A 23677-nucleotide genomic window follows, 5' to 3' on the forward strand; every position below is an offset into this window, starting at 1 on the left:
CACTCGCCCGGTGAAGACGAACCCGACCTCGATACTGTCCCGAGAGACGGTGTAGGCAGTCGTCCGCTGTCCGTCGACGCCGCTTTCGGCAGTTTGGTCTTCGAGACGGAGGCCGTCCAGTCTGAGGTCGGTCAGCCGTCGGCTTCCTCTATCTGGATGTTCCGGAAGTACGAGGTGGCGGTTGGGGTGTTGCCGTCCCGACTCACACAGCGGCCGTCGTCGGTGCCCGAGGCGACGGCCGTCGTCGCGTCACAGTCCATCACGACGACGAGGTAGTCGGCGTCGATCTGATACAGTTGGCCGAGCGGAATCTCGTAGCGGACCCACTCGCCGCTGCCGTCGTAGTACGGTTCGCTCGTCGCCGTCGAGACGTTGCTCCCCCAGTTTTGCGTGCCGTAGACTCGGACGACTCGGTTGGGTGCCTGCGAGGTCGTTCGCGTGAGGCCGATGCCGTGGATGTCGCCTTGCGCGTCGCTCCGGAACTCGAAGGTGAGCATCGTCTGGCCGGTCATCTCGTAGGGGTAGTCGATGTACTTCCACTGGCTCCCGGTCAGCGTGACCGTTCGCCCGCCGTCGGAGACCGACGCGCTCCCACTGCTGCTCTGGCCGCCCGCGTAGTTCGAGAGCGACCTCGACTCGAAGTCGGCGAGGACGTTCTCGCCGCTGGTGACGCGCCGTTCGAGTTCGTCGACGACGGCCCCGCTGGGGTCGTGGACCAGACGCACCTCGACGGTCCCGTCCTCGACGCCGTGTGGATAGCGGTACACCTCGCCGGCGGTGAACTCGCCGTCGTCGGTGCCGGTTTCCAGCGCGAGCACGCTCAGTGGGACTTCGAGTTGCGTGTCCGGGAAGTCGAAGACGACGCTCGATTCGTCGACCGGGATCGACTCGCCGGAGGCGTGGACGAGTTCGACGCTGGTCGCCGAGACGCTCGTATCGATAGAGACCGACGGCGGTTCGTCGCCGAGCATCGACGTGTAAGTGAACACGCCCACCGAGAGCGTCGCCAGCAGCACCACGGCGACGGCGACGATCAGGAGATTTCCGATCAGCGGGCTCTGTGCACGAGCGGGCATCTACTACCACTCATCTGGGAGTCAACTCGCTTGTATGTTGGGACCGCCTCGCTGGTCGATACGCTTCGGTGGGGTTTAGGACGCCGTGGCCGACTGTTCTGGCATGACCGATCCGATTTCCAAGCAGCTCGGCGATGTCGAGGCCGCGCGTGAGTCCGGCCGACGGAAGATGGACTGGGCTGTCCAGCACATGCCCATTCTGGGCGCACTGCGAGCGTCCTTCGAGGCGGACCAGCCATTCGCCGGCGAGACCATCGGCATGGCGATGCACGTCGAAGCCAAGACCGCCGTCCTGGCCGAGGTGCTCGCGGCCGGTGGCGCGGAAGTGGCGATGACCGGCTGTAACCCCCTCTCGACACACGACGACGTGTCGGCGGCGCTCGACGCGGTCGACGGTGTGACCTGCTACGCCAAACGCGGCGTCGACGACGAGGAGTACTACGGCGCGATGGAAGCCGTCCTCGCCCACGAACCGACCATCACCGTCGACGACGGGATGGACCTCGTCGCGATGGTCCACGAGGACTACCCGGAACTGATCGACACTATCGTCGGCGGGGCCGAGGAGACGACCACCGGCGTCCACCGCCTGCGCGCGATGGACGCGGACGGCGAACTCGACTATCCAGTGTTCGCGGTCAACGACACGCCGATGAAACGCCTGTTCGACAACGTCCACGGCACCGGCGAGTCCTCGCTGGCCTCCATCGCGATGACGACGAACCTCTCGTGGGCCGGCAAGACCGTCGTCGTCGCCGGCTACGGCTACTGCGGGAAGGGCGTCGCGAAGAAGGCAAGCGGCCAGAACGCAGACGTGGTCGTCACCGAGGTCGAACCCCGCCGCGCGCTGGAGGCCCACATGGAGGGCTACGACGTGCTGCCGATGGCCGACGCGGCCGAAGAGGGCGACGTGTTCATCACGACGACCGGCAACCGCGACGTCATCGTCGAGGAGCACTTCGAACGGATGCAGGACGGCGTCTTGCTCGCCAACGCCGGCCACTTCGACGTGGAGATCGACCTCGACACCCTCTCCGAGATGGCCGCCGACACCTACGAGGCCCGCGACGGCGTGCAGGCCTACGAGATGGAAGACGGCCGCCGCCTGAACGTCCTCGCGGAGGGTCGGCTCGTCAACCTCGCGACGCCCGTCGCGCTCGGCCACCCGGTCGAGGTGATGGACCAGAGCTTCGGGATTCAGGCCGTCTGCGTGCGCGAACTCGTCGAGAACGGCGACGCCTACGACGCCGGCGTCCACGACGTTCCCGACCGACTTGACAAGGAGGTGGCCGAAATCAAGCTTGCGGCGGAGGGCGTCGAGTTCGACTCCCTGACGGAGACCCAAGCCGAGTATATGGACTCCTGGCAGCACGGGACGTAGGTGCTCGCGCCAAGCGCGAGCACCGGATAGCCGAACGGAGAGCGCGAGGCGCGCAGCACCTCGCACGCGAACGGCGCAGCCGTGAGCGATGCGATCCGTGAGGCGTAGCGAGGAACCGAACGCAGTGAGGTTCCTCGATAACGCGCAGCGGGGAACGCAGTGACCCGCGAGCAGTAGGGAGATTCGGAGCGAGTGGCCCGCTAAATGCGAACGGGGAGCGATGCGATCCGTGAGGCGTAGCGAGGCTCTGAGCGCCAGCGAAGAACCTCGAATTGCGAGCGGAGAGGGACCGAAGGTCCCTCAGGCAGTCGGGCGGCGTTGCCGCCCGACGACGGCGTAGCCGCGGAGCAGTAGAGAGATTCGTAGCGAAGAGAATGAGAGCCGGTAAACTACGAGAACCCTCGAAATCACTCCCCAAGCCGAGGATGATAGAGAACCATCCACAACGTTTCTTTTTCCGAAGAATCCGTGAATCGGCTGCTAAAACGAACGTGTATACTGAGAGACAGAAGCTCACGAAACGCACTCTACCGTACTATTGGTTGGACGAGGTTTCCGCACGAATATATGCTCCAATGGCCCCGCCCAACAACGGCAGTATGAGGAAGGATATTATCCCATTAATAGCTGGATGGCCCAGACCGGTCCAAAGATAATGCGCTATCCCATGATCGAATGCTTCACCAATCTCAACCACCATCGAAAAAAGTAGCATCAATCCGAGTGCAACTGCTCCTGCAGTAATGCCGATACGGGCTCCGCTCCGAGGATTCTTCGATTCTAAGTATCCAGCTATTCCTCCAGCTAATAGAGAGATTCCGGGGGCGCTCGCTGCGACCACTAGTATAATTGTGCCAATGGAGGTGTTCAGAACGGACTTTCGCTCCATGCGAGAGACACTTCCTAAATCAACATCTTACTTTTGGTTGATATTTTTATACTCATCGAAAAAGGCACACATAGCAGACTGTCTTTCAGTATGCGACAGAGACGTTTCAAAGTTCGTAGACTTTACTGAGCGACTGCGTAGATGGCAGCATCGAAGAAACAACTAGTCTCTACCACGCTATCGCGCTCAGTTTTCAGTCGGCCGGCGTCGCGACCTCGGTCGCGTCGGCGTCGCCGTCGTCCTCGCCCGACTCTTCCTCGATGACGTCGTCCAGCCAGTGTCCGCGCAGGAAGAAGGCGATGCCGGCGACGGCGGCGGCGACGTTCGAGGCGGCGATACCGTACCACGCGCCGGGCGCACCCATCCCGACCACGACGACGAGGACCGCGGCGGCCACGATACGGAAGCCCCACAGCGTCAGCAGGCCCAGTCCCATCGAGAGGCGGGTCGACCCGGCACCGTGGAACGCGCCGTTTATCATGTGAAAGACGGCCATCACGGCCCACGTCGGCGCGACGATGCGGAGGAACGCCGTGCCGTGGTCGACGACGGCGGCCGCGCCCGCACCGGTGATGAACACGCCGACGATGGCGGGCGCGAACCACGTCACGACGACGCTGGCGACGAGGAACACCGCGACGAGGATGCCGCTGGCGAGCAGCACGGTCCGACGGGCGCGCGCTCGCTCGCCGGCACCGAGATTCTGGCCGACGACGGTCTCGACGGCCATCCCCATGCCGACCATCGGGAGCCACACGAGCGACGTGAGGCGGCCACCGATGCCGTAGGCCGCGACGGCGTCGGAGCCGACGAGCGCGACGAGCGCGGTCATCACCGTCACCGACAGGGCCTGCGTGCTCTGCTCTACGCTGAGTGGCGCGCCGACGCGGACGATTTTGCGAATCTCCGGCAGGTCGGGCCGGAGGTCCGACAGCGAGAGTTCGATACCGACTCGGCCGGAGAACAGGAGCCAGAGGCCCGCCACGGCGGCTAGGCCGCGCGAGAATATCGTCGCGATGGCGGCACCTTCGACGCCGAGGCCGGTGAATCCCGTCGCCGCGAACGCGGTGGCCGCGAGGCCCTCCAGACCGAGCCACGCGAACAGGGGGTTGTCGACGAACCCGAGGATGAGTATCGGGTCCAACACGACGTTGAGCGCGACGCTGCCGACCATCAGGTACATCGGCGTCTTCGTGTCGCCCCAGCCACGCAGCAGCGCCTGAAAGACGAAGAAGCCGAGCATGAAGTACAGGCCGAGGAAGACGTACCGCGTGTAGGTCACGGCCATCTCGTGGATGGGCGTGCCAGCCTCGGTACCGATGACCTGCAACAGTGTCGGCGTCAGGAGGTAGCCGACGACGGAGATGGCCACCGAGAGGGCGGTGACGAACACCAGCGTCTGGCCGGCGACGTGGCTCACGCGGCCGTCGTTCTCCGCGCCCGTGTGCTGGGAGATGAGGATGGTACCGGCGCCGGTCATCCCGCCGCCGACGCTCACCAGCAGGAAGACGATGGGCCACGAGAACGAGAGGGCGCTCACGGCGTCCTGCCCCAGACGGCCGACCCAGAAGGTGTCGGCGATGTTGTACAGCGTCTGGAGGAGCTGCGTGGCGACGAGCGGCGCTGCCAGCGTCAGCAGGGGCCAGAGGAGAGCCCCCTGCGTGAACCGCTCGGACTGCTCGCTCGTCGCCGTCATCGTCGACACCTCAGGGAAGGGAAAGAGAGGGGGACCGACATGGTACTGACTGGACGGTCAGTCAGTATAGCCGTTCCGTGGGTCTGTGAAACTATCCCACAGTACGTTAGTCGGCGGTAGCGGCCGCCTCGTCGTCCGACCGGTCCCCGTGCTCGTCCTCGTCGACCACCGACTCGTCCCAGTCGCCGACGAGGAACCAGACGCCGACGAGGGCCGCGGCGGCCACGTGCGAGACGGCGATACCCCACCAGACGCCCGCCGCGCCCATCCCGACGACGGTTATCAGGACGAGTGTCGGCGGGATGCGGAAGAACCACTGCGAGGCGACGGAGAAACCGAGCGCCGTCCGCGTGCTGCCGGCCCCGCGGAAGGCGGCGTTCAGGAGGTGAAACAGGCCCATGAACACGTACGTCGGACCGATGATCCGGAAGTAGTCGGCACCCATCGACAGCACCTCGGGGGCCGTCTTGCTCACGTCGAAAAAGAGGGCGACGATGGCCGCGGCGAAGGCGTAGGCACCCAGACTGGCGAGCAGGAAGACGCCGCCGCCGAGACCCGCCGCCAGCAGGACGGCCCGGCGAGCGCGGCCCGACTGGTCGGCCCCGAGGTTCTGGCCGACGGCCGTCTCGACGCCCTGTGCGAGGCCCACCGCCGGGAGGTAGACGAGCGTGTTGATGCGGTTGCCGACGCCGTAGGCCGCGACGGCGTTCGTCCCGACCATCGCCACGAGGACGGTCATCCCGGTGTAGGCCAGCGAGTCCGCAGAGCGTTCGAGACCCGCGGGACCGCCCACGTCCAGAATCTTCCGGACCGTCTCCCGGTCGGGGGCGAGGTTCGACAGGGAGAGCGCGAAGCCGAGTCGACCCGAAAAGAGGAGCCAGAAGCCGGCCAGTGCGGCTCCGCCTCGGGAGATGACGGTGGCGACGGCCGCTCCGGCGACGCCCATCCCCGAGAAGCCGGTGAGCGCGTACAGCGTCGCTTCGAGGCCGCCAAGCCCGAGCAGGGAGAAGACGACGTTGCCGTCGAATCCCAGCACGAAGAACGGATCGAGGACGGCGTTGGCGACGACGCTGCCGAACATCAGGTACATCGGCGTCTTCGTATCGCCCCACCCCCGCAGGATGGCCTGAAACGCGAACGCGCCGAACATGAACGCCGTCCCCGCGAAGACGATACGGGTGTACTCGACGGCCATGGCGTGAATCTCCGTCCCCGGCGTCGTCCCGATATAAGGTAGGAGCGTCGGCGCGAGGAGATAGCCGACGAGCGAGAGCAGACCCGAGACGACGGCGGTGACGGCGATGGTCTGCCCGGCGACGGCCCGCACCCGGTCGTCGTTGCCGGCCCCGCGGTGCTGTGAGACGAGGACGGTTCCGGCGACAGTGAGGCCGCTCCCCAGCGAGATGGTGAGGAAGATAAAGGGCAGCGAGTAGGTCAGCGCTGCGACGGCTCCGTCGCCTAGTCGGCCGACGACGAAGGTGTCGACGAGGTTGTACGCGACCTGGAGGAGTTGTGTTCCCACGAGCGGCAAGGAGAGGGCGAGCAGCGGGCGCAAGAGCGGCCCCTCGGTCAGGTCGACAGAGCGGTCGGTCGCGGACACGTCACCCACTACACAGAGGCGAGGTGATAATTCATCTGGGTTCGAGGCGGCCGGAACGAGGATTTTATTCGGCCACACGCGCAACGCCAGTTCATGCAGCCGCTCCACGCCCGCTATCCGTTCCTCGCCGCCGCCCGCGAGGCCGTCGAGGCCGCCGCGGTCGACCTCGGTGAGGTCGTCGCCACCGACGACGCGGTCACCCAGCGAGCGCTGGAGCGGGTCGAACGCGCCATCACGGACGGCACCGTGGGCGAGCCTCACCGACGGACCCGCGTCGAACTGCTGTCGTATCCGGTGGCCCGCGTCCTCGTCTCGCTGGTCGACCAGCACGTCTGTACCCGCAAGTACGCTCGCGCGGAGGCCGAGGCGGCCCGAGAGCAGTTCAGCACCGAGTTCGAGGCGACGACGGAGTTCAAGTCCACCCAGAGCCAGCGCATCGAGTTGCGGGACCTGCTCGCGGAGTTCGACCTCTCCGGATCGGTCCACGAAGCCGAGACGGGCTACTGGGTCGACGTCGGTGCGTACCTCGATTTGGCGGCCGACCAGCGGGGCGACCAGTGGCGACTGGTCAACCGCCCGCTGGCCGACGGCCGCGTCCGCATCGCTGCCGAGGAACTCCACGTCCTGTTGAAACAGGCCATTCGTCACCGCGTCACCGACGGCCTCCCGTTCGACGTCCCCGACGCCATCGCGAGCGAACTCGACGAAGAGGTCGACCACCTACAGGAGGTACTCGCGGAACTCGACCTCACCCGCGAGATAGACACCGTCGTCCCCGAGATGTTCCCGCCGTGCATGCAGGCGTTGCTCGATCAGGTCCAGAAAGGCGAGCACCTCGAGCACCACTCCCGCTTTGCCATCGCCGCGTTCCTCACGAGTATCGGGATGACGACCGACGAGATCGTCGACCTCTTTCAGGTGAATCCTGGCTTCGGCGAGGAGGCCACCCGCTATCAGGTCGACCACATCCGTGGTGACACCAGCCCCACCGAGTACTCGACGCCGGCGTGTTCGACCATGGTGTCCTACGGCGACTGCGTCAACAAAGACGACCTCTGTGAGCGGATTTCACACCCGATGGCCTACTACGAGAAGAAGTTAGACGACGCCGAAGACGACGACCTGGTCGACTGGCGCGAGGAGAACGGCGAGAGCGGCGAGGACGAGGCCGACGCCTAGAACTCCTGTCGTTCCATCCAGATGCCCGCCGCGAGCATCACGACGATGAACAGCCCGATAGCACCGATTATCGCGACGCCGCCCTGTTCGGTAAGCCCGCCGTTGCTGGAGTAGTTCAGCGAGACGAAGACGGCGGCGGCGACGAACGTCAGCAGCGCGATGGTCGAGACCACTATCTGCACGATGGCCTCCCGGTCGATTTCCATGTGGCGCGATATCGGTGGCCCGGCCAAAAGGGTGTCGAAGCGACCCCAAACCACACACACAGCGGGCTGCTGGCCGAGACGTTTACCTCGCTCGAGACCCTACGTTTCGACTGGACACACCGAGAAATACAGCCGTGTCCGCCCGCTATGACACTGATAGAGCCATCGGCCGACTCGGAGCGGACTGCACTCGCACCGGACCCCAGCGAACTCGACTCCCGGGCCGCCCGCGCCTGGACCGAGCGCATGGCCGTCCGGCCGCGTGAGGGCAGTACCTACGCCGTCACCTCCGAGAGTGGCCACACGTACCTCGTGGACCTCACGGACCACTCCTGTACCTGTCCCGACCACCAGATTCGCGGCGAGCAATGCAAACACCTCCGCCGCGTCGCCATCGAGATTACGGCCCGCCGAGTGGCACCACCACACCACCAGCGCGCCCGCTGTGACGTCTGTGGTGCCGTCACGTTCGTGTCCGAAGACGCCGACCCACCACACCTCTGTGGGAACTGCCGGGTCCTGCCGGGCGACGTCGTCGTCGACCGCGAGACGGGCGACAGCCTCGTCGTCGCCGGCGTGAGCGAGGACCGGGCCGACGAGTACGTCATCGAGGCGACCGGCCGGACCGTCGCCGCCCACGACACCAACGAAGGCTACCCGCCGGACGACATCGTGGTCGAGGTGACGTACCTCGCCGACGCGACCCGTCGAGACGACCCGCGACGGTACGCGTTCCCCTACAGTCGACTCCATCGGACGGACGCGGAACTGGTGGAGTGAGCGAAGCGATGGCCCCCTCGCTACTGCTCCGCGGTTCCCTGCGGTCACCGCGTCGCTTCGAGGTGTCTCACTCCGTTCGACACCTCGCTACTCCAGCATCGCCGCCGCTTCCTCCTTCTCTAGGTCGCCGCGCTCGAACGCAGAGAGGACGTCCAGTACGGCCGCGTCGGGGCCGTCGTCGGCCACCTCGTCGAGTGTGACCTTCTCAGAGTGGCCGACCAACTCCTCGAAGTCCGTCCCCTCGGAGAGGGCCGTCTCCTTCTTGACGCGGTAGTTCCCGCCGTCGGTCGTATAGAGGTCGCCGGGGTGGAAGAAGTACCAGTCCTCGCGGTCGAATCGCACTGCAATACGGGGTTTCGCGCCGAAGTTCCGCGCGAAGAACAGCAACGCCTCGACCTCCTCGCCGGTCAGATAGATGGGGTCGCCGGCGCTGGATTTGGCCTCGATGGCGTAGAACGTCTCGCCGTCGCCGGTCAGCACGTCCGGGAGTTCTCGTTCGGTGGCGCTGCCGCTGGCCGGCGCTCGCATCACTGCGAACCCGGCCTCGTCTAAGGCGTTGACCAACTCCCGCTCACGTCGGTCCCCCTTCGCGTTCGAGTTTGCCATTGTCGGACCGTCGACCCGCAGCGACAAAAACCGTTCACGTCGAGCGTTTATTCTGTTCAACCGCCGTCACGAGCCTGAACGAACGGTGTTTTATATACGAACACGGGGGCGACGGGTGTGTATGGACCGACGGACATTCATCAGTACGACCACCGCAGTCGGCGCCTCGGTCGTCGCCGGGTGTGGCGGCCAGAGTGGTGGCGGCAGCACCGACGGCGACGCGACAGACAGCACGGTGACGGCATCGTCGACGACGGGGACGTTCCGCCTCCTCATCAGCGACCGGCCCGCCGACATCGGCGATTTCGACTCGCTGGACGTGACCTTCGATAGGGCACGGGTCTTCCGGGCGAAGGCCGACGAGACTGAGACAGCGGTGAGCGAAACCGAGGAAACGGACGGCGAAGAAACGGAACCCGAGACCGAGGAACCCGACGAAGCGGCGGACGATGAAGCGGACAGCGGCGAGGAGACAGGCGGAGACGAGACGGACGCCGACGCCGGTGACGGCGACGGCGGCTTCGAAGTGTTCGACCTCGACAGCCCGACCGTCGACCTGACCGAAGTGGTCGGCGAGAAGGCCATCGGCGTCCTCGACGGCGAGTTGGAGGCCGGGCGTTACAGCAAGGTCGAACTGTACGTCGGCGACGTCGAGGGCGTCGTCGACGGCGAGACGGTCCCGGTGAAGGTGCCCAGCGAGAAACTCCAGATCGTCAACCCGTTCGAAATCGTCGCGGACGAGGCCGTCGAGTTCGTCTTCGACATCAACGTCGTCGAGAAAGGACCCAACGGCTACAACCTCCTGCCGGTCATCGGCGAGAGCGGCGTCGCCGGCAAGGACGTCGAGGTCGAGGAGGTAGAGAGCGAGGAGACGACGGCGACCGAGACGACGGCGACCGAGAGCTAACTCAGTCCTCTGCCCGAGACTCTAGCTCCCGAATGATCTCCTCGGTCTCGCCGCCGTCGCTCCGGATGGCCTTCGCGTAGCGACGGTACTCCTCGGGGGAGACCTGCACCGTCTTCGACTCGCCCCGCTGGGTGAGTTCCAGTCGGACCATCCCCTGTGGGTTGTTCCGGGCCCGGAAACTCGCCATGGCGGTGAAGACGAACCAGAACGCGAGACCGGCCCCGAGGAAGTACGCCATCGTCGTCTCGAAGGCCATCGTCTCGGCGCCGGTCGTCCAGCGGTGGGGGTACGCCCGCTGGAAGAGACCGATACCGACCAGACAGAGGCCCGTTCCGAGAACGACGCCGCCCTGTTCGCGCGTCGAGGACGGGAGCACGGCGACGACCGAGAGGAACATCGCGGGGATGCCCAGTCCACCCAGCGTCCCGGCGAGTTTCTCGGCGGCCCGGAGGTCGCTCACGCCGAGGACGGTCGACAGCGGCGTCGTCACCGCGAGGACGGCGACGACGACGGCTAGCGCTCCCAGCACGCCGAGGGCAGCGCCAGCGTAGACGCGGCGGGGGTCACGCCCCGCAAAGCGGGAATCACCGCTGTATGCGTCTCCGAGACTCTCCATGGGTGGGCGTTGGTCACGCCCCCACAAAACGGTACGTCAGACGCCCGTCGGACCCGAGACGGCCAGAGAGGGCGTCGATAGGCCATCGCAGGCGGTGGGGGACAGACGAAGGCAGCAGACTGAGTCGTTACTCGCTCTGGATGCGCGGCGCCAGCATGTAGGTGACCCGACCCTCGCCTTCGGCGAAGTTGAAGTGCATCTTGACGGGGAACTCCTCGCCCAGTTCCATCTCGACTTCGGCGTCTTTCGGGATGGCCTTGTTCATGTTCTTCAGGTAGTCCAGCGAGAACAGCGAGTGGGCGTTCCCGGCGGTGAGGTCGATGAGGTCGTCCCGTGTCAGTTCGAGGTGGACGTCGTCCGTGTCGCCCTCGGCGTCGACGTAGAACAGTTCGTCGGTGGCGTCGACCCCCAGCGCGATGTGGTCGCTGACCATGTCGGCAGCGGTGACCGCCCGGTCGATGTCTTTCCCCTCGATGACGATGTGAGCGGAGAGGTCCAGATCCGGGAGGTCCGGTTCCTGTCGGATGGAGTCGGGGTCGATGAGGGCCAGCGTGTACTCTAGCCCGTCGATGGCGATGTGGAGTTTCCGGGTCTCCTCGTCGAGTTCGAGGTGGACCAACTGGCCGGCGTCGGCCATGCCGGCGATGTCCTCCAGTCGGGAGAGGTTGACGCCGATGAGGCCGCCGTCGGTCTCGTAGGACTCGAAGGCAGCGGCCTCCAGTCGCAGGTCGACCATCCCGACGTTGGCCGGGTCCACCGCCCGAATCTCAAGCCCGTCTTCTTCGAGGTGGATCTTACACTCGTCCACCAGCACGCTCACTGAATCGAGAGCCGATTGGAGCGTGTCCGCACTCACGATGGCGTTGAACATCTTGAACCCGGCTACGCCCCCATGCATTAAAAAGTCCCTCATTGACTCCGCGTGCGCGTGCGACCCTCGGTTCGGCCGACACCGCGGCCGCCCCGACGAGTCAGCACGTGCCGGTCACGGACCGCGACTCGACCGGGAGCCTGCACACTCAGGTCGCGAGTGTCGTGGCGGGGAGGACACAGACGACGGCGTGTGGACCGGCAAAGTCCTCGGCACGACCCGGTGGCTCGTCAGTCGGTCAGCCCTCTGGCTGGAACACCTCGGGGTTGGCCTCGCCCTCACGGTTGATGACCGCCATCATGCCCTTGCGGGCGACCCGGGAGAGTGCGTGGTCGACCAGTTTGATGGGGCCGGGCACCTCGGCGTGCAGCGTCGCGACGACGGTCGATCCGGGTTTGACCGGCGTCGTCTGGACGAAGCGGTGGGGGTCGCTGGCGGTGGCGCCCTGCGGCCAGACCTCGTCCCAGACGGAGCCGATGGGGTGGAACGCCGAGTCGAGGTTGGGACCGCCGACGGCGAAGTACACGCGGGCCGTCTCGCCGACGTTCATGCTCGGGGCACCGTAGCCGTCGGGCGTAATGGCGTACTTCTCGCCGTTCATGAGGACGTAGGTCGGGTCCTCGGCCTTCATCGACTCGATGTCGAAGTCGTGGTGGCCCTCCTCGCCGGCCTCGCCCTTCGTGTAGAGTTCGTGTTGACCGAAGTAGAACTCGTGGTCCACCTCCGGCAGGCCCTTCTTCGGTTCGACCAGTATCATGCCGAACATCCCCGAGGAGATGTGCATGTCGAGGTTCGGGACCGCACAGTGGTAGATGAAACTCCCGGGGTAGGTGGCCTTGAACCGGAAGGTCTTGGTCTGGCCGGGCGTGACCATCGACGCCTCGGCGCCGCCACCCGGACCACGGACGGCGTGGAGGTCGATGTTGTGGGGCATCGAGTTGCCCGCCTCGTTGGTGATGGTCAACTCGACGGTGTCGCCGCGGCGGACACGAATCATCGGTCCCGGAACCTGCCCGTCGAAGGTCATGTACGTGTACGTGACGCCGGGTTCGACTTCCGCGACCTGCTCTTTCGTCGTCATCTCGACCGACACCGTCTTGGGCTCCGACCGGTCGATGGGGGCCGGGATGTCGGTGGGATCGGCGGCGATACGGTCGACGTCAGTCTGCTGTGCGGGGTTCATGCTTGGCTCCTGAGGGGTGGTCCGTTCGGTGGGCTGTTCGGTCTCTGCGCCGGGGGCTCCGGCACAGCCGGCGATGGCCGCCGTGCCGACGCCCAACGCCTGCAACACGCGACGCCGCGTCGCCGTCGGAATGGATGACATGAGTGGGACCTCCGTTGCAGGTGTATCTCCGTCCGGACCACACATATACCAGAAAGGGGACTCTCAGGACCTGAGACGCGTTCTCACGGCATAGGAAGGGGGATGAACGTGTTCGGGTGTGGAATGGTACCCCGTATCGCATCTCGGGCACAGCGACACGCGTAAACCGCTCGGACGGGTACGATAGGCAACAAATGAGCCGGAAGGACGACTACTACAACAGAGCCAAACAGGAGGGGTATCGGGCCCGGTCGGCCTACAAACTCCAACAACTGGACGAGACTGCCGGACTGCTCGGTGAGGGCCGAACCGTCGTGGACCTCGGTGCCGCACCCGGTGGCTGGCTACAGGTGGCCGCCGAACGCGTCGGCGAACGGGGCACCGTCGTCGGCGTCGACCGCCAGCGCATCGACCCGCTCTCGGACCCGGACCCGACCGTCGAGTACGTCCGCGGGGATATGACCGATGACAGCACCAAAGACGAGGTCCGCGAAGTCGTCGGCGGCGACGCCGGCGAGCGTGGGGGCCCCGTCGACGTGGTCCTCTCGGACATGGCGCCGAACATGACCGGCGAGTACGACTTAGACCACGCCCGGTCGGTCCACCTCGTGCGGCAGGCCTTCGAGGTGGCGACGGACCTGCTCTCGTCGGGCGGGGACTTCGCCGCGAAGGTGTTCGACGGGCAGGACCTAGACGACCTGAAAGCCGACATCGAACCGGAGTTCGAGTACGTCCGCGAGGTCCGCCCCGACGCCTCGCGCGACTCGTCTTCGGAACTGTACCTCGTCGCGAAACACCGCCTCACGGCCCCCGTCCGCGAGGGCGAGGTGGTCGAGGTGACCATCGAGGACATCGGCGAGGAAGGCGACGGCATCGCCAAAGTGGAGAACTTCACGCTGTTCGTCAGCGGCGTCGAGAAGGGCGAGACGCTGGAGGTACGCGTCGACGACGTGAAGCCGCGCTACGCCTTCGCACAACCCGCAGAGTAGCGAGCCCTTACTGCACCGCCGGCGCGGCCTCGTCCTCGTCGTCCTCGATGCCGGCCAGTGCGACGACGGCGTAGACGAACGGCGTGTCCAGCAACGCGATGAGCAGTTTCAAGAGGTACTGCCCGACGACGAGCGACAGCGCCGCCGACAGGGAGACGCCCTGAAACAGGACGAACCCGACGCCGATGAAGATGACCGTATCGACGAGTTGGCTGGTGGCCGTCGACCCGACGTTCCGGAGCCACAGCGCCTCGCCGTCGGTGGCGTCGCGCAACGCGTGGAAGACGAACACGTCGAGGTTCTGGCTGACGACGTACGCGCCGAGGCTGGCGGCGACGATGCCGGTGCTCGCCGCGAGTACGTTCCGGAACGCCGCCGGGTCGACCGGTTGGGCCGCAGCCGGGAGACCGGGGGCGAGAATCGTACTCCAGACCAGGGCCAACAGCACGAAGTTCATCAGGAAGCCGACGTTGACGACGACGGTGGCGGCCCGGCGGCCGTACAGTTCGGCGTAACAATCGGAGGCGAAGAACGTCAGGGCGTAGGCCAGCGCCGCGCCGGGAAGGACGAGCGTCTCGCCGGCCACGGGTAGGGAAAACGGGAGGCCGACGGCCAGCAGTTTCGACGCCGTGACCTGCGAGACGACCAGCGCCGTCACGAACAGGGCGACGAGGCCGACCCGAATCGGGTGCTCGCCGCTACTGCTCATCGTCGAGTCGTCCCTGTCGTTCGTCGATGTCGTCCAGTATATCGAGCGTCTTGCGGACGGAGGCGCGGATGGCCTCGCTCCGGTTGACGAACTTCCCCTCCTCGCCGACGTGGTCGTCGAGGTCGTCTAACAGTTCCGCGGGCACCTCGACGCTTATCTTGGGCATATCCACAGAATATCGACAGCCGTGCTTAAATCGGTCGCCTCGTCGTCTCAGTCGGCCGGTTCGCTCGGACTCCCCGGCGCTGTCCGGCCGCCGAGCGTGTCCGTCCGGGAGAGCGAACGCCACCCACTCGTTTCACAGCTCCCGATATTGAATGAAGCTTAATATAGGGTGTGGCAATTACCGTCGGTACATATGGGTGTGGGAAAAAGGGGAGTGTCGCCGGTCGTCGGCGTCGCGTTGCTGGTGCTCATCGTCGTCTTGTTGGTGACGGTGGCTGGCACGATGGCGACGTCGCTGGGGTCGGACGCGCTCACGTCGGCGACGGTCCACTCGCAGGCACAGTACGGGGCGGCGATAGACGAAGGGAGCAAGGATACGCTCGAGTTGCGTGTGAGAGGGTACAACCAGCGAGCGCCGGAGACGACCTTCGAGCTACAGATCAACGGACGGGTGGTAAAGCACTGGGACGGGCAGTCGTCGGTCAGCCTGCGGTGCGTGTATCCGGGAGACCACATCTACGTCGCCAGCATCAACGGCGAGACGAGCCGAAAGGTCGAGGAGTACTACGTACAGGAACCGACCGACTGTCCGTCGTACAACACGTTTCCGGCGAAGTTCAAGTACGCCATCGTCGACGGGACCAGCCACCAGATAAACGAGCGGTACGCGTTCGGCCTCGCTATCGACCCGAACGGGGAGCAGTTCGCCGCCGACTACACCGGTTCGAACGGGATGAACCTCGGACCGATATCGCTGGCGAATCCGTGGCATCACATCAAGATGTACGAGCGACCCATCGAAGGACTGGACCCCCCGGTGTTCGTCGTGGTCATGGTCGACAACGTCCACTGGACCGCGGTCCCGAGTCCGGGCTACAACTGGACCGACGCCCCGCCCAGCGGGCTCGACCCCGGCGAGGACGCCTATTCCATCACCGACGGCAAGATAACCACAGATTCGAGTTCGAGCACCGAACCGACCAACGACGTGTTCCTGCTGTTCAAGCCGGGCTGTGACCAGAGCACGGTGGTGTTCGTAAAGAACGACGCCGGGTACGACAACGAGATCTATCTCGAGGGCACGAAAGTCATCGACGATGCCAACAGTGTCAGTCCGGGGACGGTGTTCACGGCACCCGGCGTGACGTGTCGTGGCGACGCGAGCTGGTAATCAATCGGCCGGTTCGCTCCGGTTTTTCGGCGTCCGGCGGCCGCCGAGCGTGTACACCCAGAGGATACCCAGTCCCAGCAGGTAGGCCGCCGCCGTCGGGATGCCGACGATGAACATCGTGAAGATGCCGTTCGGCGAGAGGACGGCCGAGAGGGCGACGATGCCGATGACCACCTCGCGCCAGCGCTCGTACATCAGGTGGAACGGGACGATGCCCGCGCGGTGGAACAGGAACATCGTCACCGGAATCTCCGCCAGCAGGCCGATGCCGATGGTGAGGAAGAACACCAGCCACCCGAACTTGCTGATGCGGTAGGCGATGACCATGTTGGCCTGCAACTGGTCGTAGGCGATAGCCGAGATGGTCATCGGGGCGACGTAGAGGAACCCGAGCAGACTCCCGCCGATGAGCGCCACGAACAGCGTCCCGCCCCAGACGAGGAGGACGTTCCGGTCGCCGACGACGAAGCCGCGTTCGCGCATCGCCGGCCACGCGAAGTAGAGCAACAGCGGCACCACCGAGATGGCACCGAGGATGGTCGAGAACTTGACGATGAACACGAGGTGTTCGACCGGATGCAACGTCACGATGTTGACGCCCTCGGCCATCCCCTCGGGGAGACGGCTGACGAAGATGCGCTGGATGCGACCGATACCGCCCTGATAGAGGAACAGGAACGCCGCCGACAGCACGAGGCCGAACACACCCAGTATCCAGAACGCCTTCGAGGCGATGGAGTCGAAGATGAAGCGGATGTCGTAGTAGTAGCCGCCGACGTCGTCCTCTGTGGTCTCCTCTTCGGTGAAGGCGTTGACCATCCCGGCCGTCGTCGACGTGAGGACGCCCTCTTCGTCCTCGACGTCTCCATCGCCGTCCGTACTCTCGGCGGCCGCCGTCCCCTCGGGGTTGTCCTCGTGGGCCATGTCCCAGCGGTCCAGAATCAACTGGGCTTTCTCCTGGTTCTCCTCGGAGAGGGCGCGGTCGGCGTGAGCCAGTGCCTCCTCCTCGGTCATCTCTTCGAAGGCTTCCGGCGGCGCGACCTCGATAGCAGCGGCGCTGAGTTCGTCGATGTCGATGGCCGTCGGGTCGCCGTGCCGACGACCGGGCCCGACCGCGTTCTGGTCGAGCGCTTGCAGGACGTGGTAGTAGACGACGGCGACGGTCCCGGCCGAACCGAACACGGCGGCCAGCAAGAGGGCCGTCCCCTCGACGGAGAGGCCGAACAGTTCGGGCCGGGCGAGGTTCCCGGTGAGTTGGGTCGAGTACTGTGCGGCGAACGCCTCGACGGCCTGTACGTACTGGAACGCGCTGGTCGTCAGCACGTAGTAGGTCAGGCCGCCGACGAGGACCGCCGCCCCGAGGACGGTGTTCCAGTGCTCGACAGCGACCCGGCGAGTGCTGACGAGGTCGCTGGAGCGTTTGACCGTCACCGCGAGTTTCGAGAGCGCGAGACTCAGCGCGTAGAGCCCACACAGCGGCGCGGCCCACATGATCTGGGTGAACGGGTCAGGCGGCGAGAACAGCGCGCCGAAGCCGAAGATGGCGAGGACGGCGTAGCGCCACTTCTCGCGGAACGTCTCGTAGGGGACGATGCCGGTGTAGGAAAGCACCGTCATCAGCAGGGGTAACTGGGCCGCGAGGCCGAAGGAGGCCGCCAGCAGGAAGACGAACTGGGCCCACTTGACGATGGAGTACTGGGGGAGGAACCCGGCGGCATCGGCGTTGCCGGCGAGGAAGTTGAACATCAGCGGGAAGAACAGTTCGTAGGCGTAGGCGACGCCGGCGGCGAACAGACCCAGACTGACGACGACGAACAGCGCCCCCTTCCAGAGCGGAATCTTCTCTGCGGGCCACCACCCGCGGCGTCGCAACCCGTCGCGGCCGAAGTAGACGAGCAGGGGGAGCGACATGAGGATGCCGACGACGGCCCCTATCTTCACCTGTAAGAGGATGACGTCGAACGGCGTGACGACGACGATGTCGGTCGCCTCCTTCGTCGTGAGGTCCATCTGGGAGTACAGCAGGTCCTGTTTGAGTCGGTCCCAGACCCCGTACTGCAGGGCCATGATGGTCCCGATCATCCCGATGACGAAGACGATGAACACCTTCTGGAGGTGGGTCTGGGCGGTGCTGAGCATCGCACCCAGCGTCGCACGGCCGCTCTGGACCGTCTGGACCGTGTCCTCGTCGATTGCACTCGCCATCTTCCGTGAGGGTAGCCGATTCTGCGTTATCAATTTGTTCATCAGTGGCGTTCGGCGGCGAGCGGGGCCGCTCGAAAAGAAAGTTTACAACTACCAACCGCCAAACCGCTCCCAGATAGATGGTGGACGGTGACGCAGACGACGACCGCCCACGGCCCGAGGACCCGCTGCTGTCCTCGGAGGGCCGGAGCGACAGCGACGTCCACCCCGAGGAACGTGGCCACGACCCGTACGGCCAACCGGGTGATACAGACCCGAGCGAGGGTAGTGACGACGCCGCCGACGAGGAAGTCGACGACGCCACGGACGACGTGAGCGGCCCGGGTGACAGACCCGTCGGCGGCCACGAGGCGACGGCGGGGGCACACGGCCTTCCGGGACCGACCCGTGCCGGGTTGTTCGACCGCGATCCCACGGAGATTGCCGCCGCCACGCCGGCGGACGTCCCCACTGATTGGGGTACTCCGGCCACACCCTCGCCGACTGGCGGGTCGCCCGGATCGGAGGCGGGCGCCGGTGCACCGGGGTACGACCCCGACGACGAGGCCGGCATCGGCGGCGCACCCGACGACGAGGAGATGCCGCTGGCCGACCACGTCGAGGAGATGGCGACGCGCCTGTTCATCGTCGTCGGCGTGATGGCCGCCGTCGCGGTGCTTACGCTTCCGGCGTCGGACGAACTCATCAACTTCCTCTGGTACTCCTTCCTCGATGGCCCGGCCGAGACGTGTGGCCAGTTCGCCGTCGAGGCCCAGCCGGGCGGTGAGAGCACCGTCTCCGGTGCCGACTGTCCGCACGTCTACAGCCCGCTGGCTCTGATCCTCGCGCGGCTGAAGGTCGCCTCGTTAGTCGGCTTTATCGCCGCCCTCCCGGTGTTCGTCTACGAGACGTACCTGTTCATGCGTCCGGGGCTGTACCCCCGCGAGCGGCGCTACTACCTCGCGGCGGTCCCGACGAGTCTGGTGCTGGCCGCCATCGGCGTCGGTTTCGCGTACTTCGCCGTCCTGCGGGCGATGTTCGACTACTTCATCACCTACTCCGACCGGGCCGCAGACCTCGCGTTCGGCCTCGGTGAGACGTTCAACCTCATCATCCTGATGCTGGGCTTTTTCGCGCTGGTGTTCCAGATTCCGCTGTTCGTGATGCTCGCCATCATGATGGGCGTCACGACCAGACGGTGGCTCGTCGACCGCCGCCTCTACTTCTGGGGGGCGTTCGCCGCCATCGCGTTCGTCTTCAGCCCCGACCCGACGGGGATGGCGCCGCTGATGGTCGCCGTGACCATGATCGGCCTCTTCGAGGGGACGCTCCTCCTGCTGAAGTGGACCGGGAGCAGTTCGCCCGTCCCGACCGCCGAGGACCTCACGAACCGGCGGCCCTACGCCTACCTCCTGTTCGCGCTGGTCGGGTACGTCCTCAGCCCCGCACCGGTGCCGACGGGGTACTACGGCCGGTTGCCCGCAAGCGTCACGAGCGCGCTCGCCGAGGTCGGACTGGCCCCGCCGATACTCGTCGGTGGCGGCCTCATCGTGCTGTTCGAACTGACGGCCTACCTCAACAAGAACTACTACGGCAGCGTGAAACTGTGGCGCGGCCTCCGGACGGTCCGCCTGCCGGTCTGGACCGTGGCCATCGTCGTCGGCTACCTCTCTAGCCCCGACCCGACGCTGTTCCGCCTCATCAACCAGTTCGGACTGGCGACGACGGCCGCCGTCGGCGTCGCGGCCGCGCTCGTCGTCCTGTTCGAGGCCGGCCTGCTGGTCGCACGCTACCGCCGCGGCGGCGACGGCAGTAGCGAGAGCCCCGCCGAGACACAGGAGTGACCATCGCGTGGCGACCGTTCTCGTAGCCCGGCACGGCGAGACACACTGGAACCGCGAGGGGCGGGTGCAGGGGTGGGCCCCGACGAGACTCACCGACCGCGGCCGCGAGCAAGCGCGGGCGCTGGGGGCGTGGCTCGCCGACGAGCGAGCGATAGACCGCCTCGTGACCTCGGACCTCCGGCGAACCCGGGAGACGGCCGAACAGGTGCGTGAGACGGCGGCGGGACTGCCGGACCCGACCGTCGACAGCGCGTGGCGCGAGCGCGGGTTCGGCGTTTATCAGGGCTTTCTGGCCGAGACGCTGTTCGATCGCCACCCCGACCACGACCCCGAGGAGAGCGTGTCGTCGCTCGACGCCACGCCGGAGGACGCCGAGAGCGTCGCGGCGTTCTGTGACCGCGTCGAGTCGGCGTTGGGCGACCTGCGGACGACGGTCGGGCCGGACGAGACGGTGCTGCTCGTCACGCACGGCGGCGTCGTCAAAGTCCTGCTCGCCGCGGTGACCGAGCGCTCGCTGGACGCGACCATCACCGCCCACTCGCCACCGAACTGCTCGGTGACGGAGCTACGGCTGGACGGGTCGGGCGCGGAACTCGTCGCGGAAGGCGCGCGGCCGTGGCGCGAGTGAGTTACTCGGCGGTCGGATAGTCGGCGTCGAAGACGTTCGAGACGACGTCCGCCTCGCTCTCCTCGTCCTCGGGGCTGACGCTCCCCGTCTGGTAGCCGTGGAGGTCTAAGGTCACGTGATCGAACCCGCAGTCCTCGACGTGGTCGCGGGCCGCCCGGACGAAGTCGGGGTCAAGCGCCGTCTCCAGTTCGTCCTCGCCGACCTCGATGCGGGCCAGTCCGTCGTGGTCGCGGACCCGGAACTGCTCGAAGCCCCACGTCCGCAGGAGGCGTTCGGCCTTCTCGACGCGGGAGAGGCGTTCCTCGGTCACTTCGAGGCCGGTCGGGATGCGCGACGAGAGACAGGCCATCGACGGCTTGTCGGCGACCGAGAGGTCGTACTCGCGGGCGATTTCCCGGACTTCCTCTTTCTCGATGTCCTGTTCCAGCAGCGGGGAGTAGGCGTCGAGTTCGTCGACGGCGCGCAGGCCGGGGCGGTGGCCCTCGCCCACGTCGGAGGCGTTGGTGCCGTCACAGACGACGTCGATGCCCAGTTCGCGGGCGCGGTCGTACATGGCGCCCAGACGCATCGAACGACAGTGATAACAGCGCATGTCGTCGTTCTGGATGAACTCGTCGCTGTCGAGTTCGGAGAACTCCACGATTTCGTGACGGATGCCGATTTCCTCGGCGACGCGGGTGGCGTCTTGCAGTTCCTCGGCGGGCAGGGTCTCGGACTTTGCGGTACAGGCGACGGCGTCGTCCCCGAGGGCGTCGTAGGCCAGCGCCGCGACCACGCTCGAGTCGACGCCGCCGGAGAACGCGACCACCACGCCGTCTCGCGACGCGAGGTCCTCGCGGGCGGCAGCCATCTTCTCCGCGACAGCAGACATAGCGACGACTACTGGGTCGACGGGGAAAACGGCTTCGTGTCCGGTGTGACGACCGCCTACCGAAGACACGAGATATTTACCGTCGCCTCGGAAAGGACCGGACGATGCCCTCCACCAGCCAACGTCTCGCCACGGCAGCGGTCGCACTCGCGGTCCTGCCGGGCGTCGCCGCCGCACAGCAACCGACCGGGCAGGTCACCCTGTCGCCGCTCGCACAGTTCGCCGCGGCCGGCGGGTACAGCCTCCTCGTCGGCGCTCTCCTACTCGCTGCCGCGCCCGCCTGGACCAGAAACGCCGTCGAGGACATATTCGACGACCCCGGCGTCGTCGTCGCCGTCGGCACGCTCGGCTACCTCGCAATCATCGTCGGCCTCGTCCTGCTGGCGCTGACGCTCGTCGGTCTCGTCGTCACCATCCCCGGCCTGCTGGCGCTGTTCGTCGTCGCGCTGGTGGGGACGCCGCTGGGCGCGTACGCCGTCGGCCGGTGGCTCACCGGGGTCGGCGACGTCGACAACCGCTGGGCGGCGCTGGCGGTGGGTGCCGTCGTCGTCGGGGCGGTCAGCGCCGTCCCCGTCGTCGGGGACCTGCTGAACGCGCTGGTCGCCAGTCCCGGCATCGGTCTCCTCCTGTTGCGCGGGAAAGCCAGTCTGCTGGACTGACGGGGACACCCGAGAACGAGCGGAGCCTTCTTGCCGCCGACCCCCGGAGTTCGGATATGGACACGACACGTCGCCCCCGACGGCTTCGGACCGACGGGGTTCGCCCGCTGGTCCGAGAGACCGAGGTCTCGGCGTCGGACCTCATCGCGCCCGTCTTCGTCGACGCGACGACGGACGAACGGGTCCCCATCGAGACGATGCCGGGCCACGAACGCGTCCCGGTAGAGGAGAGCGTCGCCCGCGTCGAGGACGTCCTCGAAACCGGCGTCGAGGCGGTCATGGTCTTCGGTATCCCCGAGTCGAAAGACGACCGCGGAAGTCGGGCGTGGGCCAGCGACGGCGTGGTACAAGAGGCTGTGCGGCGCATCACCGACGAGACGGACGCCTACGTCATCACGGACGTCTGTCTCTGTGAGTACACCGAGCACGGCCACTGCGGGGTACTGGAGGAGACGGCCGAGTCGGACCCGGACCTCACCGTTCGCAACGACGAGACGCTGGGCCTGTTGGGGAACATCGCGGTCAGTCACGCACGCGCAGGCGCGGACATGGTCGCGCCGTCGGGCATGATGGACGGGATGGTCGGTGCCATCCGCGAGGCCTTAGACGAGGACGGCCACACCGACGTCCCGATCATGAGTTACGCGGCGAAGTTCGAGTCGTCGTTCTACGGGCCCTTCCGCGACGCCGCCGACGGCGCGCCGGCCTTCGGCGACCGGCGACACTACCAGATGGACCCCGCGAACGCACGCGAGGCGCGCCGGGAAGTCGAACTCGACGTCGAACAGGGCGCGGACGTGCTGATGATCAAACCCGCCCTGCCGTATCTGGACGTCGTCCGAGACGTCCGAGAGAGCTACGACCACCCGGTCGCCGCCTACAACGTCTCCGGCGAGTACGCGATGCTGCACGCCGCCGCGGAGAAGGGGTGGCTGAATCTGGAGGCCGTCGCCTACGAGTCGCTGCTCTCTATCAAGCGGGCCGGTGCCGACCTGATTCTCACCTACTTCGCAGAGGACGTGGCGGACCGCCTCTGAGAGCGGCGACCACTGTGACCGCCCACTTCGTTCGTCGGTCTCTCGCCAACCGTTCAGTAACGAGTGTCGACAGTAGACGCACGTCCAGAGAGTGCGATATCGAGAGCGCGCGCAAGCGAAACCGGCCGATTTCGACCCGTTCGGCCGGACTCGCGTTCGACATTCGTCCAAAATCACGGCAGACGGATACCGAGTTTCTTGACGGAGAACAACCTTATATCCATAATATCATACGGTAATCCGGACGTTCGTCTACCGAATACCCCAGAATATCGAGTTTCGTAAAGCA

General features: G+C 66.1%; 23 protein-coding genes. 10 read left to right on the forward strand and 13 right to left on the reverse strand.

Annotated elements, in window-relative coordinates; translation table 11 throughout:
• Window positions 1-131 precede the first annotated feature (131 nt).
• Window positions 132-1076 carry a type IV pilin domain-containing protein gene (locus IEY28_RS18910; protein WP_189001564.1) on the reverse strand — a complete coding sequence of 315 codons (945 nt, stop codon included), beginning with the start codon at window positions 1074-1076 and terminating at the stop codon, window positions 132-134.
• Window positions 1077-1179: 103 nt separating this feature from the next.
• Between IEY28_RS18910 and IEY28_RS18915 the strand changes: the two genes are divergently transcribed.
• Window positions 1180-2457, forward strand: coding sequence for an adenosylhomocysteinase (locus IEY28_RS18915; RefSeq protein WP_189001566.1), 1278 nt, complete (start codon window positions 1180-1182; stop codon window positions 2455-2457).
• 535 nt (window positions 2458-2992) lie between these two features.
• Here the strand turns inward: IEY28_RS18915 and IEY28_RS18920 are convergent.
• From IEY28_RS18920 to IEY28_RS18930, 3 genes are all read right to left on the reverse strand, one after another.
• The gene (locus IEY28_RS18920; protein ID WP_189001567.1) at window positions 2993-3346 is read right to left on the reverse strand and encodes a DUF5518 domain-containing protein; all 354 of its coding nucleotides are present in this window, start codon (window positions 3344-3346) and stop codon (window positions 2993-2995) included.
• Between the two features lie 193 nt (window positions 3347-3539).
• Window positions 3540-5042 (reverse strand): MATE family efflux transporter, encoded by a 1503-nt coding sequence (locus IEY28_RS18925; RefSeq protein WP_189001569.1) that lies wholly within the window; start codon window positions 5040-5042, stop codon window positions 3540-3542.
• 106 nt (window positions 5043-5148) lie between these two features.
• Window positions 5149-6642, reverse strand: coding sequence for an MATE family efflux transporter (locus IEY28_RS18930; protein ID WP_189001982.1), 1494 nt, complete (start codon window positions 6640-6642; stop codon window positions 5149-5151).
• 93 nt (window positions 6643-6735) lie between these two features.
• Between IEY28_RS18930 and priL the strand changes: the two genes are divergently transcribed.
• Window positions 6736-7821, forward strand: a complete 1086-nt coding sequence (gene priL / locus IEY28_RS18935; RefSeq protein WP_189001571.1) for a DNA primase regulatory subunit PriL — start codon at window positions 6736-6738, stop codon at window positions 7819-7821.
• Here the strand turns inward: priL and IEY28_RS18940 are convergent.
• Window positions 7818-8027, reverse strand: coding sequence for a DUF7472 family protein (locus tag IEY28_RS18940; protein ID WP_189001573.1), 210 nt, complete (start codon window positions 8025-8027; stop codon window positions 7818-7820). The two genes, priL and IEY28_RS18940, sit on opposite strands and share 4 nt — an antisense overlap.
• Before the next feature lie 147 nt (window positions 8028-8174).
• Between IEY28_RS18940 and IEY28_RS18945 the strand changes: the two genes are divergently transcribed.
• Entirely contained in the window at window positions 8175-8807 is a 633-nt protein-coding gene (locus tag IEY28_RS18945) for an SWIM zinc finger family protein (RefSeq protein ID WP_189001574.1), read from the forward strand.
• Between the two features lie 87 nt (window positions 8808-8894).
• On the opposite strand, the gene hjc is transcribed toward IEY28_RS18945, so the two are convergent.
• Window positions 8895-9413: a Holliday junction resolvase Hjc gene (gene hjc / locus IEY28_RS18950; protein WP_166967107.1), complete on the reverse strand. Its 519-nt coding sequence runs from the start codon at window positions 9411-9413 to the stop codon at window positions 8895-8897.
• Window positions 9414-9534: 121 nt separating this feature from the next.
• On the opposite strand from hjc, the gene IEY28_RS18955 reads away from it, so the two are divergent.
• Window positions 9535-10320, forward strand: a complete 786-nt coding sequence (locus IEY28_RS18955; RefSeq protein WP_189001576.1) for a DUF4382 domain-containing protein — start codon at window positions 9535-9537, stop codon at window positions 10318-10320.
• A 1-nt stretch (window position 10321) separates the two neighbouring features.
• On the opposite strand, the gene IEY28_RS18960 is transcribed toward IEY28_RS18955, so the two are convergent.
• The 3 genes from IEY28_RS18960 to nirK all read right to left on the reverse strand — a co-directional run bounded on the left by IEY28_RS18960 (window position 10322) and on the right by nirK (window position 13131).
• A complete protein-coding gene (locus IEY28_RS18960; protein ID WP_189001578.1) occupies window positions 10322-10936 on the reverse strand; it encodes a cell division protein CdpA domain-containing protein in 615 nt (204 codons plus the stop codon).
• A gap of 127 nt (window positions 10937-11063) precedes the next feature.
• Window positions 11064-11807 (reverse strand): DNA polymerase sliding clamp, encoded by a 744-nt coding sequence (locus tag IEY28_RS18965; RefSeq protein WP_166972857.1) that lies wholly within the window; start codon window positions 11805-11807, stop codon window positions 11064-11066.
• Window positions 11808-12045: 238 nt separating this feature from the next.
• A complete protein-coding gene (gene nirK, locus IEY28_RS18970) occupies window positions 12046-13131 on the reverse strand; it encodes a copper-containing nitrite reductase (protein WP_189001580.1) in 1086 nt (361 codons plus the stop codon).
• Window positions 13132-13325: 194 nt separating this feature from the next.
• On the opposite strand from nirK, the gene IEY28_RS18975 reads away from it, so the two are divergent.
• Window positions 13326-14120 (forward strand): 23S rRNA (uridine(2552)-2'-O)-methyltransferase, encoded by a 795-nt coding sequence (locus IEY28_RS18975; RefSeq protein WP_189001582.1) that lies wholly within the window; start codon window positions 13326-13328, stop codon window positions 14118-14120.
• Window positions 14121-14127: 7 nt separating this feature from the next.
• Here IEY28_RS18975 and IEY28_RS18980 read toward each other — a convergent pair whose 3' ends face one another.
• Both IEY28_RS18980 and IEY28_RS18985 read right to left on the reverse strand, forming a co-directional pair.
• Window positions 14128-14829 (reverse strand): queuosine precursor transporter, encoded by a 702-nt coding sequence (locus IEY28_RS18980; protein ID WP_189001584.1) that lies wholly within the window; start codon window positions 14827-14829, stop codon window positions 14128-14130.
• A complete protein-coding gene (locus tag IEY28_RS18985) occupies window positions 14819-14995 on the reverse strand; it encodes a ribbon-helix-helix domain-containing protein (RefSeq protein ID WP_189001586.1) in 177 nt (58 codons plus the stop codon). Before IEY28_RS18985 ends, IEY28_RS18980 begins: the two co-directional genes overlap by 11 nt.
• A gap of 198 nt (window positions 14996-15193) precedes the next feature.
• Between IEY28_RS18985 and IEY28_RS18990 the strand changes: the two genes are divergently transcribed.
• Entirely contained in the window at window positions 15194-16165 is a 972-nt protein-coding gene (locus IEY28_RS18990; RefSeq protein WP_189001587.1) for a type IV pilin domain-containing protein, read from the forward strand.
• On the opposite strand, the gene IEY28_RS18995 is transcribed toward IEY28_RS18990, so the two are convergent.
• Complete coding sequence (locus IEY28_RS18995) at window positions 16166-18370, reverse strand: twin-arginine translocase subunit TatC (RefSeq protein ID WP_189001589.1); 2205 nt, start codon at window positions 18368-18370, stop codon at window positions 16166-16168.
• 119 nt (window positions 18371-18489) lie between these two features.
• Between IEY28_RS18995 and tatC the strand changes: the two genes are divergently transcribed.
• Window positions 18490-20193, forward strand: coding sequence for a twin-arginine translocase subunit TatC (gene tatC, locus IEY28_RS19000; RefSeq protein WP_189001591.1), 1704 nt, complete (start codon window positions 18490-18492; stop codon window positions 20191-20193).
• 7 nt (window positions 20194-20200) lie between these two features.
• Window positions 20201-20821 carry a histidine phosphatase family protein gene (locus tag IEY28_RS19005; protein ID WP_189001593.1) on the forward strand — a complete coding sequence of 207 codons (621 nt, stop codon included), beginning with the start codon at window positions 20201-20203 and terminating at the stop codon, window positions 20819-20821.
• Between the two features lies 1 nt (window position 20822).
• On the opposite strand, the gene larE is transcribed toward IEY28_RS19005, so the two are convergent.
• Window positions 20823-21692, reverse strand: coding sequence for an ATP-dependent sacrificial sulfur transferase LarE (gene larE, locus IEY28_RS19010; protein WP_189001603.1), 870 nt, complete (start codon window positions 21690-21692; stop codon window positions 20823-20825).
• A gap of 104 nt (window positions 21693-21796) precedes the next feature.
• Between larE and IEY28_RS19015 the strand changes: the two genes are divergently transcribed.
• A complete protein-coding gene (locus IEY28_RS19015; RefSeq protein WP_189001605.1) occupies window positions 21797-22351 on the forward strand; it encodes a DUF8173 domain-containing protein in 555 nt (184 codons plus the stop codon).
• Between the two features lie 56 nt (window positions 22352-22407).
• Window positions 22408-23388 carry a porphobilinogen synthase gene (gene hemB, locus IEY28_RS19020; RefSeq protein ID WP_189001607.1) on the forward strand — a complete coding sequence of 327 codons (981 nt, stop codon included), beginning with the start codon at window positions 22408-22410 and terminating at the stop codon, window positions 23386-23388.
• Window positions 23389-23677 lie beyond the last annotated feature (289 nt).

Origin of the sequence: Haloarcula pellucida, assembly GCF_014647235.1 — an archaeon.
Taxonomy (GTDB): domain Archaea; phylum Halobacteriota; class Halobacteria; order Halobacteriales; family Haloarculaceae; genus Haloarcula; species Haloarcula pellucida.